The sequence below is a fragment of the Frankia sp. CcI49 genome (assembly GCF_001983215.1).
Classification (GTDB): domain Bacteria; phylum Actinomycetota; class Actinomycetes; order Frankiales; family Frankiaceae; genus Parafrankia; species Parafrankia irregularis.
In genome coordinates this window covers 128,184-146,175 of sequence record NZ_MOWP01000036.1, presented here as the reverse complement: position 1 = coordinate 146,175, position 17,992 = coordinate 128,184, and the positions used below count along the sequence as shown (strand labels likewise).

The 17,992-nt window shown below is 74.0% G+C and carries 5 protein-coding genes; 1 reads left to right on the top strand and 4 read right to left on the bottom strand.

Annotated elements, in window-relative coordinates; translation table 11 throughout:
• Positions 1 to 89: 89 nt before the first annotated feature.
• Positions 90 to 10,769 carry a type I polyketide synthase gene (locus tag CcI49_RS42810; RefSeq protein WP_076832855.1) on the bottom strand — a complete coding sequence of 3,560 codons (10,680 nt, stop codon included), beginning with the start codon at positions 10,767 to 10,769 and terminating at the stop codon, positions 90 to 92.
• 41 nt (positions 10,770 to 10,810) lie between these two features.
• Positions 10,811 to 11,695: an alpha/beta fold hydrolase gene (locus tag CcI49_RS31850; RefSeq protein WP_158230847.1), complete on the bottom strand. Its 885-nt coding sequence runs from the start codon at positions 11,693 to 11,695 to the stop codon at positions 10,811 to 10,813.
• A gap of 608 nt (positions 11,696 to 12,303) precedes the next feature.
• Between CcI49_RS31850 and nifJ the strand changes: the two genes are divergently transcribed.
• Positions 12,304 to 15,831: a pyruvate:ferredoxin (flavodoxin) oxidoreductase gene (nifJ, locus tag CcI49_RS31845; RefSeq protein ID WP_054571228.1), complete on the top strand. Its 3,528-nt coding sequence runs from the start codon at positions 12,304 to 12,306 to the stop codon at positions 15,829 to 15,831.
• 86 nt (positions 15,832 to 15,917) lie between these two features.
• Here the strand turns inward: nifJ and CcI49_RS31840 are convergent, their stop codons facing one another.
• Both CcI49_RS31840 and CcI49_RS31835 read right to left on the bottom strand, forming a co-directional pair.
• Positions 15,918 to 16,445: an NUDIX domain-containing protein gene (locus CcI49_RS31840; protein WP_054571227.1), complete on the bottom strand. Its 528-nt coding sequence runs from the start codon at positions 16,443 to 16,445 to the stop codon at positions 15,918 to 15,920.
• A 276-nt stretch (positions 16,446 to 16,721) separates the two neighbouring features.
• Positions 16,722 to 17,924, bottom strand: coding sequence for an oxygenase MpaB family protein (locus CcI49_RS31835; protein ID WP_054571226.1), 1,203 nt, complete (start codon positions 17,922 to 17,924; stop codon positions 16,722 to 16,724).
• Positions 17,925 to 17,992: the final 68 nt, after the last annotated feature.

Genomic DNA, 17,992 nt, shown 5'->3' with positions numbered 1-17,992 from the left:
TTCGAAGGTCTCGAGGGCGTGCGACGTCCGACGATCCGGACGTCTGGACGGGGAACGTGGGGGGCGGCGACAGGCCGCGGGTGTGGGCGTCACCCTCCGGGCACACGCAGTTCCTGGTCGATGATGGAGAACAGCTCCTCGGCGGAGGCGAGTGCCAGGCGCCGCTCGACGTCCTCCACGTCCAGGGCCGTGGGGTCGACGTCGCTGATATCCGGGTCTGACGGGTCTGACGGGTCTGCTCGGTCGGCCTGATCCGCCTGGTCGGCCGGGTCCGCCTGGTCGGCCGGGTCCGCCTGGTCGGCCTGGTCAGGGGCCGGGTCGGCGGGTCGCGGGGACCGGTCCGACGGGGGGAACAGGTCCGCGAGCAGGCGGTCCGCCAGCGCGGCCGGCGTCGGATGGTCGAAGACGAGCGTCGCCGGCAGCGGCAGCCCGATGGCTTCCGACATCCGGTTTCGCAGCTCCACCGCCGTGAGCGAGTCCACGCCGAGCTCCCGGAAGGTGCGGTCGGACCCGATCGCACCGGGACCAGGCAGGCTGAGAATCGCGGCTCCGTGGGTACGCACCAGGTCAAGCAGCTGCCGCCGGCGCAGTGGTTCGGGCAGGCCGGCCAGCCGCCCGCGGATCGAGTCCCGGGAGTTGCCCAGGCTGCCGGGCCCATCGGGCCCACCGCGGGCGTCGGCACCACCAGCCGCGGCCTGGTCTGCCAGGACGCGCGGCGGCTCCGTCGCGCGGGCGAGGTCGCGCAGCACCGCGGGCAGGGCCGCGGCGGTGGTGCGGCGCAGGGCCGCCTGGTCCAGCCGTGCCGGGACGACGACGGCGCGGTCGGTGCTCAGGGCCTCGTCGAACAGGCGCAGTGCCTGGTCCGTCGGCAGGGGAACCAGGCCGGTGCGCGCCATCCGGTCCAGGTCGGCCTGGCGCAGCTGCCCGGTCATGCCGCTGGACGCCTCCCACAGCCCCCAGGCGAGGGAGACAGCCGGCAGGCCCGCGTGTCGCCGGTTCCCGGCCAGCGCGTCGAGCGCGGCGTTGGCCGCGGCGTAGTTGCCCTGGCCGGCGTTGCCGAGCAGGCCGGCGATCGAGGAGAAGAGCACGAAGGCCGCCGGGTCACGGTCGCGGGTGAGTTCGTGCAGGTGCCAGGCGGCGTCGATCTTCGGGCGCAGCACCGCTTCGAGCTGCTCCGCGGTGAGTGCCGACACAGGTGCGTCCGACAGCACGCCCGCGGCGTGCACCACGGCCGTGAGTGGCCGCTCGGGCGGGATCGCCGACAGGACAGCGGCCACGCCGGCCCGGTCGGAGACGTCCGCGGCGACCACCGTCACCTGGGCGCCCAACCCGCGCAGCTCGTCGACCAGACCACCCGTCCCGGCCGCACCGTCGGCACCCGCCACGCCGTCAGCACCCGCCGCGCCGTCGTCACCCGTCACGCCGTCGTCACCCGTCACGCCGCGGCGGCTCGCCAGCAGCAGGTGCCGCGCGCCGTGCCCGGTGACGAGGCGACGCGCGACCAGGCCGCCCAGCCGCCCGGTGCCACCCGTGATCAGCACGGTGCCGTCGGGGTCCAGCCGGCGGGGCGGGACGAGGACGAGCTTGCCGACATGCCGGGCCAGGGAGAGCGTTCGGAAGGCCTCGCCGGCACGCGACATCGGATAGGCGGTCAGCGCCAGCGGCCGCGACGATCCGTCCGCGAACGAGGCCGCCAGCGCGGCGAGCATGCGCGCCGTATGGTCCGGGCCCGGGTCGGTGGTGACGTCGAAGGCCTGGTAGGAGACACCGGGGTACTCCCGCGCGACCTGGGCGGGATCCCGCAGGTCGGTCTTGCCGAGCTCCACGAACCAGCCACCGCGCGGCAGCAGGCGCAGGCCCGCGTCGACCCGCTGCCGGGCCAGCGAGTTCAGTACGACGTCGACGCCCTGCCCGTCGGTCGCCGCGAGCACCTGCTGGTCGAAGTCGGTACCGCGGGAGTCCGCCACATGCCGTTCGTCGAGGCCCGCCGCGTGCAGGACATCCCACTTCGCCCGGCTCGCCGTGGCGAAGACCTCGGCGCCGGCCAGGCGTGCCAGCTGCATCGCCGCCAGGCCGACCCCGCCGGTGGCGGCGTGGATGAGCACCCGCTGCCCGGCGCGCAGCCCGGCGAGTTCCCGCAGCCCGTAGTAGGCGGTGAGGAAGGCGGCCGGCACGGTGGCCGCCTCGGTGAAGGTCCACGAGTCCGGCACCGCCGTCAGCAGCCGGTGATCCGCCACCGCCACCGGCCCGAACGCGTCCGGGAAGAGGCCCATCACGCGGTCACCCGGGCGGATTCCCGGCACGCCGGGGCCGACCTCCGTCACGACACCGGCGCCTTCCAGCCCGATTCCGCCCGGGTCGTCCACCATGGCCAGCGCGAGGACCAGGTCGTGGAAGTTGACACCGGCGGCGCGCACCGCGATGCGCACCTCCCCGGCCGCGAGCGGCCGACGGTCCGCGTCGCCGGCGACCACGGCCAGGTTGTCCAGGCTTCCCCGGCTGGTCAGATCCACCCGCCAGCCGTCCCCGGGCGGCAGCACGAGCCCGCCCCCCGCAGACCGGCCGTCAGCAGGCCCGCCACCCGCCGGCCCGCCGCCGGCGGAACCGTTGCCGGCGGAACCATTGCCGACGGAACCGTTGCCGGTCGGCCCGGCCAGGCGGGGGACGACCATCTCGCCGGCCCGGACGGCCAGCTGTGGTTCGGCGCCGCCACCAGCTGCGGTCAACGCCTCCGCGGGCGCAGGCCCGTCACCGACGTCCAGGTCGAGCAGAGCGAGCCGGCGCGGGTTCTCCGTCTGCGCTGACCGGACGAGCCCCCACACCGCCGCGCCGGCCAGGCTGGCGGGCCGGTCGGCGTCACCGGCCTGGACTGCGCCGCGGGTGACCAGAACCAGCCGGTTGTCCGCGAAGGTCTCGTCCAGCAACCACTGCTGGAGCAGATCGACGGCGGCGCCGGTGGCACGGTGGACCGCTTCCACCGGCGCCGCCGGATCCGGTAGGCGGTCCGGCTCCGCGACCGGCGCGGGGTGGAACACCACGCTCGGCGCACCGGCGCCGGCCGCCACAGCCGCGCGCAGCTCGGTCAGGTCTCGATAGTGGGGGACGGCGCCGCCGTCGCCCGCGCCCGCGTGCCCGGCGCCACGCACGATGCTGCCCGCCCGCTCGACGATGGACGGCGGCAGGTCGCCGACCAGAGCCCAGCCCGTGGCCGCGGCCGGCGAGCCGGGCCGCTCCCGGCCGCGGACCCAGCCGAGCCGGTAGGAGCCCGGGCCCGCGGATCCGGGCTGGGTGGGTGCGGGGCGCAGGCTGAGTTCGCCGACCTGCAGCACCAGCCGGCCGTCGGCATCCTGCAGCCGCAGCTCGGCTCGATGGGGGCCGGTTCGAGTCAGCCGCACCCGCAGTCTGGTCGCGCCGACGGCGTGCAGGCTCACGCCTCGCCAGGAGAACGGGAGCAGCGGGCCGTCAGCCACCGTCGTCGGCGCGGCCGACGGCACCGCGGAAGCAGGGCCGGGATCCGCGGGACCAGGACCCGCCGGCGCGTCGCCGGGGCCGGGTGTGGCGCCGAACGCCGCGAGCAGCAACGGGTGCAGGGCGGCGTCCAGCAGCGCCGGGTGCAGCGCGAAACCCGCTCCCGGTGGTTCAGGTGTGCCCCGCTCATCCCCCGGGGACAGCTCCACCTCGGCGTACAGCTCGTCGCCGTCCGCCCACAGCGCGGTGAGCCCCCGAAAGGACGGGCCGTAGCCGTGGCCGCGGTCAGCCAGCAGTTCGTACCCGTCGGCGATGTCGACCGGCACCGCCCCGGCCGGCGGCCAGTCCCCCGCGACGTCTGCCGACAGCGCGTCGGCGGGTTCGCGGGCCAGCCAGCCGGTGGCGTGGCACACCCACCCGCCCTCGCCGTCCGGCTCGTCACCCGCGCCGTTCGCCGGGGCGCTCCCGGTGGCGCCGAGCCCGCCGGCCGCGGCAGCATCAGCGCCGCCCGGGTGGGAAGCGCCGCCCGGGTGGGAGTAGAAGGCGAAGCCGCGCCGCCCGGACTCGTCCGCCGCCGCCAGATGCAGCTGGACGGCGACGCCGGATCCACCGGGCGCCGGCGCTGGCAGGGTCAGGGGTGCGGTCAGCGTCAGTTCGTCCAGCCACGGTGTGCCGGCGGCTCGCCCCGCGTGCAGGGCGAGGTCGAGGACCGCGGCCGCGGGCAGCACCACCGTGCCGTGCACCTGGTGCTCCCCGAGCCAGGGCTGGGCGGCCGGCGAGAGGCGGCCGGTCAGGATCCGCTGACCGTCGGGGAGGCGCACCACCGCGGTGAGCAGCCCATGCCCGGCCGCGTCGAGCCCGCTGTCGGCCACGGCCACCGCGGCGGGAGCGACCGGCGGCAGCCAGTAGGACGTCCGGGCGAACGCGTAGGTCGGCAGCGGCGTCGCGCGCCCGGACGGCCGGGGCAGCACCGCCGACCAGTCGGGCCTGACACCGTGGGTGTGGGCCTCGGCGAGGGAGACCATGAACCGGTCGAGGTCGCCCTCGCCCCGGCGCAGGGTTCCGACGGCCGCCGCGGTGACCCCGTGCGCCTCGGACGTCTGCATGCTGCTGACAGTCAGGACCGGGTGCGGGCTGATCTCGATGAGCACCCGGTGCCCGGCGTCGAGCAGCGCGCGGCAGGCCTGCTCGTACCGCACCGGTTCGCGCAGGTTGCGGTACCAGTACTCGGCGTCGAGCCCGCGGCCGTCCGCACGCGCCCCGGTCAGCGTGGAGTAGAAGGGAACCGAACCGGTGGACGGCGTGAGGCCTTCCAGCGCGGCGAGCAGCTCGGCGCGGACCTCCGCCACGTACGGGCTGTGCGAAGGGTAGTCGACCGGCACCCGGCGCGCGTGCACCTTCGCCCGCTCGCAGGCGGCGAGCAGCGCGCCGAGCGCCTCGTCGGCACCGGAGACGACGGTGCTGTCCGGGCCGTTGACCGCGGCGATCGACAGCCGGTCCGGCCAGTCCGCGAGCAGTTCGGTGGTTCGTGCCGCCCCGACCTGCAGAGCGACCATGCCGCCCCGGCCGCGCAGCCGGCCCAGCACCCGGGCCCGCAGCGCGACGACGCGCGCGGCGTCGGCGAGGCTCAGCACGTCGGCGACGGCCGCGGCGGCGATCTCGCCCTGGGAGTGCCCCACCACCGCGTCCGGCTCGACCCCGTGCGCCCGCCACAGGGCTGCGAGCGACGTCATCACCGCGAACAGCGCGGGCTGCAGCACCTCGGCCCGGTCCAGCGGTGGCGCGTCCGCCGAACCGGTGATCACGTCGAGCAGGTTCCAGCCCACATGCGGCCGCAGCGCGTCGTCACAGGCCCGCATCCGGTCGCGGAAGACCGCCGAGGAGTCGAGCAGCCCCGCGGCCATGCCCTCCCACTGTGCACCCTGCCCGGGGAAGACGAACGCGATCCGGCCCGCCAGCGCCTGGCCTCGCACGACCCGCGGCAACCGGCCGGAGATCGCGGTGACCGCATCGCTCGAGCCATCACTCGATCGATCACTCGATCGATCACTCGATCGATCACTCGATCGATCGCCAGACGCCCCGCCCGACGCGTCCGCCACGTCCGCGGGCAGGAGCCCCGCCAGCCCGGTGAGGAGCTCCTCCCGGGTGCGGGCGACGACCGCGGCCCTGCTGGGGTGCGCCGTGCGGGTCGTGACCAGCGCCTGAGCGAGCGCCGCCAGCGGCGTCTGCTCCTCCCGGCGCAGCTGGTCGACGAGGCGGGCGGCCTGGCCGGCCAGATCATCCGGACGGGCCGCGGAGAGCACGAACGGCATCGCCGTGGTCACGGCGGACGGACCGACAGCCCCGGCGCCGGCCGCTCCGGCGCCGGCCGCTCCGGCGCCGGCCGCTCCGGCGCCGGCTGGCTGCTCGGCCACGTCCGGGAGCGGATCGCCCTGCTCCACGATGACATGCGCGTTCGTGCCGCTGATGCCGAACGACGACACACCGGCGCGCCGGGGGCGACCGGCCCGCACTGGCCAGGCGACCGGTTCCGTCAGCAGCCGGACCGTGCCGGCGGACCAGTCGACATGCGGGGTCGGCTCGYCCACGCCCAGCGTTGCCGGCAGCAGCTCATGGCGCAGCGCCTGCACCATCTTGATGACCCCGCCGACACCCGCCGCGGCCTGCGGGTGGCCGAGGTTCGACTTGAGCGACCCCAGCCACAGCGGACGTCCACCGTCTCGCGCACCGTAGGTCGCGATGATCGCGTCGGCCTCGATCGGGTCCCCGAGCGTGGTCCCCGTGCCGTGCGCCTCCACCGCGTCGACATCCGCCGGGGCGAGCCCGGCGTCGCCCAGGGCACGACGGATCACCCGCTCCTGCGACGGGCCGTTCGGGGCGGTCAGCCCGTTGCTCGCGCCGTCCTGGTTCATCGCGCTGCCCCGCAGGACGGCCAGCACCGTGCGACCGTTGCGGCGGGCATCGCTCAGCCGCTCCAGCAGCAGCAGGCCCGCGCCTTCCGCCCAGGCCGTGCCGTCGGCGGCGGCCGCGAACGGCCGGACGCGGCCGGCGGGCGACAGCCCACGGTGCCGGCTGAACTCGATGAGCAGGCCCGGGGTGGCCAGGACGGCCACCCCGCCGGCCAGCGCCAGATCGCACTCGCCGGCCCGCAGCGCCGCGCAGGCCTGGTGCATCGCGACCAGCGACGACGAGCAGGCGGTGTCCACGGTCACCGCCGGCCCCTCGAGGCCCAGCACGTAGGCCAGCCGGCCGGACACGACACTGCCCGTCGTCCCGGTCAGGACATAGCCGGCGACGTCCCCGCGGGCCTCATGCAGACGTGGGCCGTAGTCGGCCGCCATGGCACCGACGAACACCCCGGTCGCCGAGCCACGCAGACTGGCGGGAACGATCGCCGCGCGTTCCAGGGTCTCCCAGGCGACCTCCAGCAGCACCCGCTGCTGCGGGTCGAGCGCCAGCGCCTCCCGTGGACTGATGCCGAAGAACTCGGGGTCGAACATGTCCGCGTCGGCGAGGAACCCGCCGCGCCGGGTGTAGGATCTGCCCGGCCGCGGCTCGGGCCCGGGGTGATACCAGTCGAGCCGGTCCCAGCCGCGGACCCGCGGGACCTCTCCGGTGGCGTCCACGCGGTCGACGACCAGGCGCCACAGGTCCTCGGGCGAGCGGACACCCCCGGGGTAGCGGCAACCCATCGACACGATGGCGATCGGATCCCGCGACAGCGTCTCGTTCTCGTCCCGGCGCCGGCCCTCGTCGCGACCCGCCGTCTCGTCCCGGTACGTGATCCCAGGTCGGCGGGCCCCGCCGCCCGCCGCGCCCGGTGCCCGACGCGACGTCAGCTCAGGACGCAGCGTCAACCTCAGGTGGCGGGCGAGCCGGCGCGCCGTGGGCTGGTTGAACAGCAGTCCGCTCGGCAGCCGCAGGCCGGTGGCCGCGGCCAGCCGATCACGCAGGCGGACAGCCGTCAGCGAGTCGAGGCCCAGGTCGTCGAACGGGCGGTCCGGGTCGACGGTGGACGGGTCGGCGTGCCCGAGGACCCGCGCTGTCTGCTCCCGCACCAGGTCGAGGAGGGCCGCGTCCGCCGCCGAGGGCGTGAGGCCGTCCAGCCGGTCGCGAAGCGCCTCGGCTCCCGTCCCCGGCCCGGCACCCCGCGCACCTGGAACAGCCGGGACACCCAGGACAGCCGAAACAGCCGGGACAGCCGGGACAGCCGGCGACCCGGAGACTTCCGGTGCGTCCGCGGCATCCGGCAGGACCGGGCCGGCGGAAAGATCCTGGACGCCCTCCGAATCCGTGAGGTCCGCTGCCCCCGGCACATTCGCCGAGGCGGGGACGGCCACGCCGGGCCAGTGACGCGTGCGCTGGAACGGATAGGTCGGCAGGGCGACCCGCCGCGCGGTGCCCGGGCCGAAGCAGCCTCGCAGATCGACATCCACCCCCGCGACCAGCGCCTCGGCCACCGAGGTCAGCATCCGCCGGGGGCCACCGTCGTCCCGGCGGAGCGACCCGATGACCGTCACCGGACCGATCTCGGAGCGCTCCGCCTCGTCGTCGGCGGTGTCCCGCACGCTGGCGGCCAGCACCGGATGCGGGCTGACCTCGATGAACACGCGATGCCCCGCGGCGAGCAACGCCCGGGTGGCGGCCTCGAAGCGAACGGGCTCGCGCAGGTTGCGGTACCAGTAGGCGGTCGTGATGCCGGCGGCGTCGAGCCGGCCGCCGCTCACCGACGAGTAGAACGCGACGCGCCCCGCACGCCCGGTGGGACGGGCCGCGCCGAGATCGCCGAGATCGGCGAGGAGGCGGTCCCGCAGCTGCTCCACCTGCGGAGAGTGCGAGGCGTAGGTCACCGGCAGCCGCTGCGCGCGGATGCCGTCGGCCTCGCAGGCCGCGACGAGCCGGGTGAGCGCCACGGGCTCCCCCGCGACCACGCTTGACGCGGCACCGTTCGCGGCGGCGACGTGCAGGCCGTCGAACTCTCCGGCCAGGCCGCCGGACCGCGCTTCGGCCAGCCAGGTCTCGACGGCCTCGGAGCCCAAGGCTACCGCGACCATCCCGCCCCGGCCGGTCAGCGCACGCAGGGCACGGGCACGCACCGCCACGATCCGCGCGGCCTGCCGCAGGGAGAGCACGCCGGCGACACAGGCCGCGGCGATCTCGCCCTGGGAGTGCCCGACGACAGCGGCGGGGCGCACCCCGTAGGACCGCCACACCTGGGCCAGGGAAACCATCACGGCGAACAGCAGCGGCTGGACGACATCGACCCGCTCCAGGTCGGGGAGCTCGTCCCGGCCGCGGAGGACCCGCGCGGGCCGCCAGTCGAGATGCGGTTCGAGCGCGTCGCCGCACGCCACCAGCTGACGGCGGAAGACCTCGGACGTGTCCAGCAGGCCGGCGAGCATCCCGGCCCACTGCGAGCCCTGCCCGGGAAAGACGAACACGGTCCCGCCGGACGTCCCGGACGGCTCCGCACCGGCGTCCCCGCCCGCCCACGCGACGCCGTCCGACGACCGGGCCTCGCCCGGCTGCCGGACGGCGGTCGCCCGCCCGACGACGGTCGCGGGCCCAGGGTCGTGTCGTGCCAGCGCGTCGAGCTCGCCCAGCAGCTGGGCCCGGCCGCCACCGAGCAGGACCGCCCGGTACTCGAACAACGACCGAGTGGTGGCCAGGGAATGACCGACATCCCGCATGGACCAGTCCGGCTGGCCCGCGAGGTGCTCCCGCAGCCGGGTGGCCTGCGCCGCCAGCGCCGCCTCATCCCGGGCCGACAGCACCCAGGGCATCGGACGGTCCGCGGCGCCCTCCGCGAGTTCCGCGCCGGCCGCGGCCGCGTCGAGCGCGTCGCGGGCGTCGCGGGCGCTCCCCAGCTCGATGATCTCGGAGTCGTCCTCGAGCCCGCCACACCGACCGGACGGGGCCATGGGCGCCTCGCCCACCACGACGTGGCAGTTCGTGCCACCCACCCCGAACGAGCTCACCCCGGCCAGCAGCGGTTCCTGGGGGCGGGGCCACCGTCCGAGCTCGGTGTGCACCCGCAGGTTCAGCTCGTCGAGCGGGATCCGCGGGTGGGGGCTGTGGTGGTTCAGGCTCGGCGGCAGCTGCCGCGCTTCGATACTCAGGATCACCTTCAGCAGGCCGACGAGACCGGCCGCGCCCTCCAGGTGGCCGACGTTGGTCTTGGCCGAACCGACGAGCAGCGGTCGGCCGCTACGCGGCGACGATCCGAACGCGGCGCCGAGCGCGGCGGCCTCCACCGGGTCGCCCGCCGGTGTGCCCGTCCCGTGCAACTCGACGTACTGGACGTCCGCCGGGTCCACCGCCGCCTGCCGGTAGGCCCCGCGCAGCAGCTCCGCCTGCGCCGCGGCGCTCGGGTGCGCCAGCGACGGCCCGCCACCGTCGTTGTTGACGGCACTGCCCAGGATCACGCCGCGGATCGGATCGCCGTCGGCCATCGCCTGGGCCAGGGGCTTGAGCAGGATGGCCACCCCGCCCTCGCCGCGCACGAAGCCGTCGGCGCCGGCGTCGAAGACCCGGCAGCGACCGGTCGGYGACAGGCCGCCGAACGCGGCGGTGGCCAGCGCACGCTCCCGCGCGAGGTTGAGATGCACCCCGAGGACGAGCGCACAGGTGGACTCGCCACGGCGCAGGTTCTCGGCAGCCATGTGCACGGCCACCAGGGACGATGCCTGCGCCGCGTCCACGGTGAGGCTCGGCCCGCGCAGGCCCAGCAGGTAGGAGACCCGGTTGGCGATGACGGCCGGCTGCACGCCGGTGAAGGTGTGTGGGGTGATCCCCTCCGGTCCGTGGGCGGCCAGTGTCCAGGCGAAGTCGGCGCCGACCGCTCCGGCGAGCACGCAGGTCGCGCTTCCGCGCAGCGTGGCGGGCACGATGGCGGCGTCCTCGATGGCCTCCCACGCCAGCTCCAGGGCGAGCCGCTGTTGCGGATCCAGCACCGCGGCCTCGCGCGGGGAGATCCCGAAGAAGGACGCGTCGAAGCGGTCGACATCGGTCAGGAACGCCCCGTGACGCAGCGGGCTGCCCGCGGGCGGCAGGAACTGCCCGTCGGAGCCGGCCCCGACCCCAGCCCCAGCCCCAGCGCGATCGTCAGGACTGGTTCCGGCCCAACGCCAGGCCGGCATCTCACCGACGCCGCTGACACCGTCGCGCAGCAGTCGCCAGAAGGCGTCCGGCGTCGCCGCGCCAGGAAGCCGGCAGGCCACGCCGATCACGGCGATGCCGTCCGGCGACAGCGCACCATCGCGGGTCCCGTTTCTCCTGGGCGAGCCGAACCTTCCCATGGACGAACCGGGTATTCCCCTGGACGAACTGGACACCACCGTCACTCCCACCTGCCGGCCAGGCGCTCGGCCACCGCGGCGAGCAGTGCCGGCCGGTCAGCATTCAGGTAAAAATGGTCACCGGGAAAGGTACGGACCTCGACGGTCGTGGGCAGCAGAGCCCGCCACGCCCGCAGCTGCGTGGTATTAACGCTGGTGTCCGTCCGACCGCCGTAGATATGGACGGGGCATCCCGGAGGATCTCCCGGGCGATGTCGATACGTCTCGAAAAGCTCGAAATCGGCCCGCAGCGCCGGCAGAAAGAGGCGCATTGTCTCGCGGTCGGCCAGCAGGAGCTCCGGCGTACCGCCGTGGCCCCGCAGCTCGTCGATGAACTCGGTGTCGGGCAGGGCCGCGATCTCCCTGCGCCGACGGGGCAGGTGCGGCGCGGCGGCGGCGCTGAGGAAGAGCAGGGCCGGTTCGGGCCCGCCGTCGGCTCGCAGCCGACGGGCGACCTCGTAGGCGACGAGCGCCCCCAGGCTGTGGCCGAAGAAGGCGAACGGCTCGTCCAGGCCGGGCCGCAGGCCGGCGACGACCGCGTCCACCATGGCGTCCATCCGGCGGATCGCCGGCTCCCGGCGGCGCTGCCGACGGCCGGGCGGTTCCACCGCGCAGACCTGCACCTGCGCACCGAGCTCCGCCTGCCAGCCGAGGTAGGACGCGGCGCTGCCACCCGCGAAGGGAAAGCAGTACAGCCGTATCCGCGCACCCGTGACGCGGCCGCGATGAATCCATGGGTTCCTCGGGAGCGCCCGGTCCGCCGGCACGCCCGAACCGGGCGTCGCCCCCGCGCCGCCGCCGACATCCGCGCCATCGACACCGGGACGATCAGGGACGGCGGCAGCGACAGCGGAGCCGTCGGCGGGTGGGCGACGGGGCCCTGCCAAGGGATTCTCCGATCCCGATATCCCGCCCCGGCCGGGCACGCGTGTCGTCACCCGGCAGACGATAGGAATCGTCGTTGACCGCTCGGAACCCCTAAACCGACGTACCCCTGCGGCGACTGACGACCCCTAATCAGAGGGCCGAGATCGACATCCGGACCATCCTGCCCGGAAACCCCCCGCCCACCTGGCCAATCCGACACCCACCGGGCCGGCCGGCGGGCCCGGTGCCCCTACCGGGACCTTATAGGGGTCCGCATACCTCGCCGCCCGACCGATATGGACCACCTACCCGACCAGAAATTCGGAGTTCTCCCGGTCCATCTTCTCCTCGCCGGCCAGATCCCCTTGTCCGGGTCACCATACGATGCTTTCGCATATTCCTGTGCAGATGCGCTGGCGGATTCCGGCGGACCCGGCGGTACACCGAGCCGGCCCGAGCAGACGGTGCGCGGGCCTGAGCAGGACGCGAGGCCATCCGGCAGGTGACGAGCCGTGATCTCCGCCCCGGCGCGGAGCGCGGTCCGTCGGGCGGGCCCTGGGAGATCAGTCCCGGGAATGGGGGCCGATGTCCTCGGCTGACGCGGCCCTGGTCCATGCACTCTGGCTCCATGGGGCAGAAGACGATCGACGGCAACGAGGCGGCCACGTCCGTTGCCTACCGGGCGAGCGAGGTCATCGCCATCTACCCGATCACTCCGGCCTCGGGGATGGGCGAGCTCGCCGACGTGTGGGCCGCGGCGGGACGCCCGAACCTGTGGGGCGGGGTGCCCGAGGTGGTGCAGCTGCAGAGTGAGGGTGGTGCCGCCGGCGCCGTGCACGGTGCGCTGCAGGCGGGTGCGCTGTCCACCACCTTCACCGCGTCGCAGGGGCTCCTGCTGATGCTGCCGAACATGTTCAAGATCGCCGGCGAGCTGACGCCGATGGTTCTGCATGTCGCCGCCCGGACGCTGGCCACACAGGCACTGTCGATCTTCGGCGATCACAGCGACGTGATGGCGGCCCGGTCGACCGGCTTCGCCATGCTGTCGTCGGCCTCCCCGCAGGAGGCGCACGACCTCGCCGCGGTCGCACATGCCGCGACCATGCAGACCCGTGTTCCGTTTCTGCACTTCTTCGACGGCTTCCGTACCTCGCACGAGCTGAACGAGGTCACGCTGATCGACGACCCGACACTGGCCGGGCTGCTGGCCGACGGGCACGTCGAGGCACACCGGCGCCGGGCGCTGTCCCCGGACCGCCCGGTGATCCGCGGCACCACCCAGGACCCGGACACGTTCTTCCAGTCCCGGGAGGCGGCGAACGCGTACTACGCCGCGGTCCCGGGCGCTGTCCAGCAGGCGATGGACCAGCTGGCCGCGGCGACGGGACGGGCCTACCGGCTGTTCGAGTACCACGGGCACCCGCAGGCCGAGCGGGTCGTGGTGATCATGGGTTCGGGCCGGTCGGCGGTGCGGGACGCGGTCAGCCGGCTGGTCGACCGCGGTGAGCGGGTCGGGTTCGTCCAGGTCCGGCTGTACCGGCCGTTCGACACCGGGGCGTTCCTCGCCTGCCTGCCGACGACGGTGCGCACGATCGCCGTCCTCGACCGGACGAAGGAGCCGGGGGCCGCCGGCGAGCCGCTGCGCCTCGACGTCATCGCGGCCCTCGCGGAACGGCCGGAGCGGATGCCGCGGGTCATCGGCGCCCGCTACGGGCTCGCCTCCAAGGAGTTCACGCCCGCGATGGCGGCGGCCGTGTTCGACGAGCTGACCCGGGAGAACCCGCGGCGCGAGGCGACGGTCGGCATCGACGACGACGTCACCCACCTTTCGCTGCCGGTGGACGAGGCCGGTTTCCCGGCGGAGGCCGACGACGTCCTGCGGGCCGTCTTCTACGGGCTGGGCAGCGACGGCACCGTCGGTGCGACCCGGACCACGGCCGGCATCGTCGGTGAGCACACTCCGCTGCACGCGCAGGCGTACTTCGTCTTCGACTCGAAGAAGTCCGGTTCGATGACGGTGTCGCACCTGCGGCTGGCGCCGCGGCCTGTGGACGCGCCCTGGCTGATCCGCGACGCCCAGTACGTGGCCTGCCATCAGTCGTCGTTGCTGGAGCGGGTCGACGTCCTGGCAGTGGCCGGGCGCGGTGCCACGGTGCTGCTCAACACCGCGTACCCGCCGGACCGGGTGTGGGACCGGCTGCCCGCCGAGGCGCAGCGCCATCTGCTGGAGAAGGAGGCGCGGCTGTTCGTCGTCGACGCCGACCAGGTGGCGGCGGCAGCGGGCATTCCCGGCATCGTCAGCCCGGTGCTGCAGACCTGCTACCTGCGGCTGTCCGGGCTGTTCGAGGCCGAGGCTGCGGTCGCGGCGGTCAAGGAGGGCGTGCGCGCCGCGCAGTACAAGCGGGGTGAGGACGTCCTGCGGCGCAACATGGCGGCCATCGACGGCGCGCTGGGCGCGCTGCACGAGGTGGATCTGCGCGGCCGCGTGGTCAGCGGTCAGCCGCGCCCGCGGCTGACCGGGAACGTGCCCGAGTTCGTCCGGACGGTCACCGCGCGGATCATGGCCGGTGAGGGTGACCAGCTGCCGGTCAGCGCGCTGCCCGCCGACGGCACCTTCCCGGTGGGGACGGCCCGGTACGAGAAGCGCGGCATCGCCCGGGAGCTGCCGGTGTGGGACGCCGAGCTGTGCGTCAGCTGCGGCAAGTGCGCGATCGTCTGCCCGCACGCGGCCATCCGGATGACGCTGTTCGACCCGGCCAGGCTCGCCGACGCGCCGGCGACGTTCCGCCACACCCGGCCGAAGGACCCGCGACTGGGCGACTACCGCCTCACCATCCAGGTCGCGCCGGACGACTGCACCGGCTGCGGGGTCTGCGTCGAGGCGTGCCCGGCGAAGAGCCGCGAGATGCCGGACCACCGCGCCCTCGACATGGTCGACGCGGCGTCACGCTTCGTCGAGGAGCGGGCCAGCTGGGCGTTCCACGAGACATTGCCCGCGGTGGAGCCGGCGCTGGCGTCGGCGACGACCGTGCGCGGGTCGCAGCTGCGGGAGCCGCTGTTCGAGTTCTCCGGGGCCTGCGCCGGCTGCGGCGAGTCGCCCTACCTGAAGCTGCTCACCCAGCTGTTCGGTGACCGCATCGTGGTCGCGAACGCCACCGGCTGCTCGTCGATCTACGGCGGCAACCTGCCGACGACACCATGGACGACGAATGCCGAGGGGCGCGGGCCGGCGTGGGCCAACTCGCTGTTCGAGGACAACGCGGAGTTCGGGCTTGGGATGCGGCTCGCGCTCGACGCCCGGGCCCGGGAGGCCCGCCGGCTGCTGCGTGCCGAGGGCGCCCTGGTCGGCGACCAGCTCATCGGGGCGATCCTGGACGCCGATCAGTCGACCGAGGCCGGCATCGCCGACCAGCGCGCCCGGGTGGCCGAGCTGCGGCGCCGGCTGGCGGGCATGGAGCACGCCGGGCGGCTGGACGCCCTGCTCGACGACCTGGTCGAGAAGAGCGTGTGGATCGTCGGCGGCGACGGGTGGGCGTACGACATCGGCTTCGGCGGCCTCGACCACGTGCTCGCCTCCGGGCGTGACGTCAACGTGCTCGTCCTCGACACCGAGGGGTATTCGAACACCGGCGGGCAGGCGTCGAAGTCGACGCCGCGGGCGGCGGTCGCGAAGTTCGCGGTCGGCGGCAAGCGGACCCGCAAGAAGGACCTCGGCCTGGTCGCGGCGGCCTACGGCGACGTGTACGTCGCGCAGGTGGCCCTCGGCGCCAACGACGCGCACACCGTGAAGGCGTTCAACGAGGCGGCGAGCTGGAACGGGCCGTCGCTGATCATCGCCTACAGCCACTGCATCGCCCACGGCATCAACATGACCGCCGGGATGGAGCACCAGAAGCGGGCGGTGCGGTCCGGGTACTGGCCGCTGTACCGGTTCGACCCGCGCGAGGAGGAGCAGCCGTTCTCGCTGGACTCCCGGGCGCCGTCGATCCCGTTCAGCGAGTTCGCGGCGGCCGAGTCCCGGTTCACCCGGCTCAGCCGGGCCAACCCGGCGGAGGCCGGCCGGCTGGAGGAGCTCGCGCAGAGCGACATCCTCGGCCGGTGGCGCAACTACGAGCGCGAGGCCGCGCAGGGCCGCGGGCCCGCCGCGGACAGCTGATCCGGCCCGCGGGTCCCCGGTCCGCGGGGACCCGCGGGTTCGCGGTGCCGCCAGGCAGCCAGGCAGCCGGTCAGCCGGTCAGCCGGTCAGCTTGTTGAGGCTGGCACCTGGCGGGCGAGGCGGGCGAAGTAGGACGCCAGCGCGTCGGTGTGGGTCGGGAACACCAGCGGCTGCGGCTGGGTGACGACCAGCCATTCCGTCGTCTCGTCCGTCGCCGTCACCGGCGGCAGGTCGGCCCAGGGCCGCTCGGGCAGGAGGCCGAAGACCAGCAGCACCGAGCCGTCGGTGCTGCTGTGCAGGTCGAACAGGCTGACCTCGGCGGCGTCCGAGAGGATTCCCGTCTCCTCACGGAGCTCCCGGACGACGGCCTCCTGCCAACTCTCGCCGACGTCCATGAAGCCGCCGGGCAGCGCCAGCTCGCCACGACCCGGGTCGATGTCGCGGCGGATCACCACCAGGCCGTGCCCGCCGTCCGGCTCGACGACGGGCACCAGCGCCACCCCCACCGGAGACGGGTTGCGCCAGGTGGTCTCACCGCAGTCGGCGCACAGCCGTGGCCAGCCCGCGTCGGCCTGGTATTTCGTACCGCAGTGGGAGCAATACGCGTTCCGCATGATCCTCGACCATAGTGCGAGTCAGGCTGGATGTCGCCGCGTCAGCTCGAGTCGGCGGCGAGCACGTTCCCGCTGCCGACGCTGGCCCCGATGGCCGTGGCGCCGGTGAGGCCGCTCCTGTGCCGCGTGTCGCAGGTGCCGGCGCACTCGCAGGACCCTCATCCGCCGGGCCGCGGCGGGATGGGTCAGGCCGCGCCGGATCAGAATGCCCTCGCCACGGGCAGATGCCCCGCGGCACTGGGCCGCGGGGCATCTGCCGTGAATCGGTGCCTGAGGTCAGGAGGTCGGGCGGTTCATGTCGGGGATCTCGATCGGAGTGGTCTGGGTCGAGGTGCCCCCGTTGAGGAACGCCATGGCGATGGCGCGGATGAGCTGGTCGAACAGGTAGAAGTTGGCCGGCATGAGCGGCAGCAGCCCCTCACGGAAGGCGATGTACGACGGCCAGCCGATCTTGATGATGCCGGCCGAGATGTAGTCGCGGGGCAGGCTGAGCCAGTTGGCGATCTGGTCGCCGAGCACGTAGCGGGTGAACTCGTTGAGGAAGCCCCGGGTGAGGCCCAGGTCGACCTCGGAGACGAGACCGAGCAGAACCTCGGCGAGCTCCTGGCCCTCGAAGGTGTGCGTGAGGATCGGCGTGAGCACCTGCGCAGCCTGGGCGTGCGCGTCGTTCCACGTCGCCGGGATGAACTCGTCCCGCACACCGAGCAGCGAGATCGCGACCTGCCACGAGTGGAGGAAGGCCTCCTCGTCGGCGGCCGACATCGGGACCTTCCACTCCTTCAGCTTGGAGTGCACGAAGGTACCCAGGCTGTGGAAGGTGACGAGGATGTCCGCGTTGCTGATCGGGATCTTGTTGGGCTCGTCCGCCACCGCCAGCCAGTTCGGCAGCGTCGGCAGGATGTGACGGACGGTGGCGTGCACCAGCCGCGTCTTGTTCGCGGTGACGATGAACTGGCCGCTCGGTTCGAACGCGGCCAGCTGGCTCAGGTCGTAGCCGAAGGTGAAGGTCTTCGCCGCGCGGTCCTTCATGTCGGCGCCGCCCTTGGACCAGTACACCGACTTGGCCTCGCGCGGGATGACCGTGCTCATGATGCCGCTGCCGAGCCCGTACAGCATGAACAGGTAGGTGTCCTTGCGCCGGTTGAAGTCGGCGGCCCGCTTCAGCTTGGTCATGTCGGCCCACGCCGGCAGCTTGTTGTGGTTCTGCAGCCAGGTGGCGAGGGGCGCCGGCAGACCGGTCGGCAGTGGGTCGTTGTTGTCCACCCACGGACGGATGGCCGTGTTGACCGCGGCCACCTGGCCGTTGTCGAACACGTTGGCCATGATCTGGTCGATCTCGGGGTCCCAGACCCAGTTGGCAGGAGTGCCGGAACTGGTCGCGCCGCCGACGGCGCTCCAGGCCGGAAGCACGTCCGCGACGCCGACCAGACCGAGCGCGGCGCCTAAGGTCAGGACACCTCGCCGATGGAGATTGCTCATTTTTTACCTGCTTCCCGAGAGCGACAGCACGAGGGAATCCTGCTGCATCACAGCGACGCAGCACGCCA

Excerpts from the sequence above, each read along its gene's own strand:
- nifJ (WP_054571228.1), top strand. The coding sequence starts at position 12,304 with ATGGGGCAGAAGACGATCGACGGCAACGAGGCGGCCACGTCCGTTGCC.
- CcI49_RS31840 (WP_054571227.1), bottom strand. The coding sequence starts at position 16,445 with ATGCGGAACGCGTATTGCTCCCACTGCGGTACGAAATACCAGGCCGAC.
- CcI49_RS31835 (WP_054571226.1), bottom strand. The coding sequence starts at position 17,924 with ATGAGCAATCTCCATCGGCGAGGTGTCCTGACCTTAGGCGCCGCGCTC.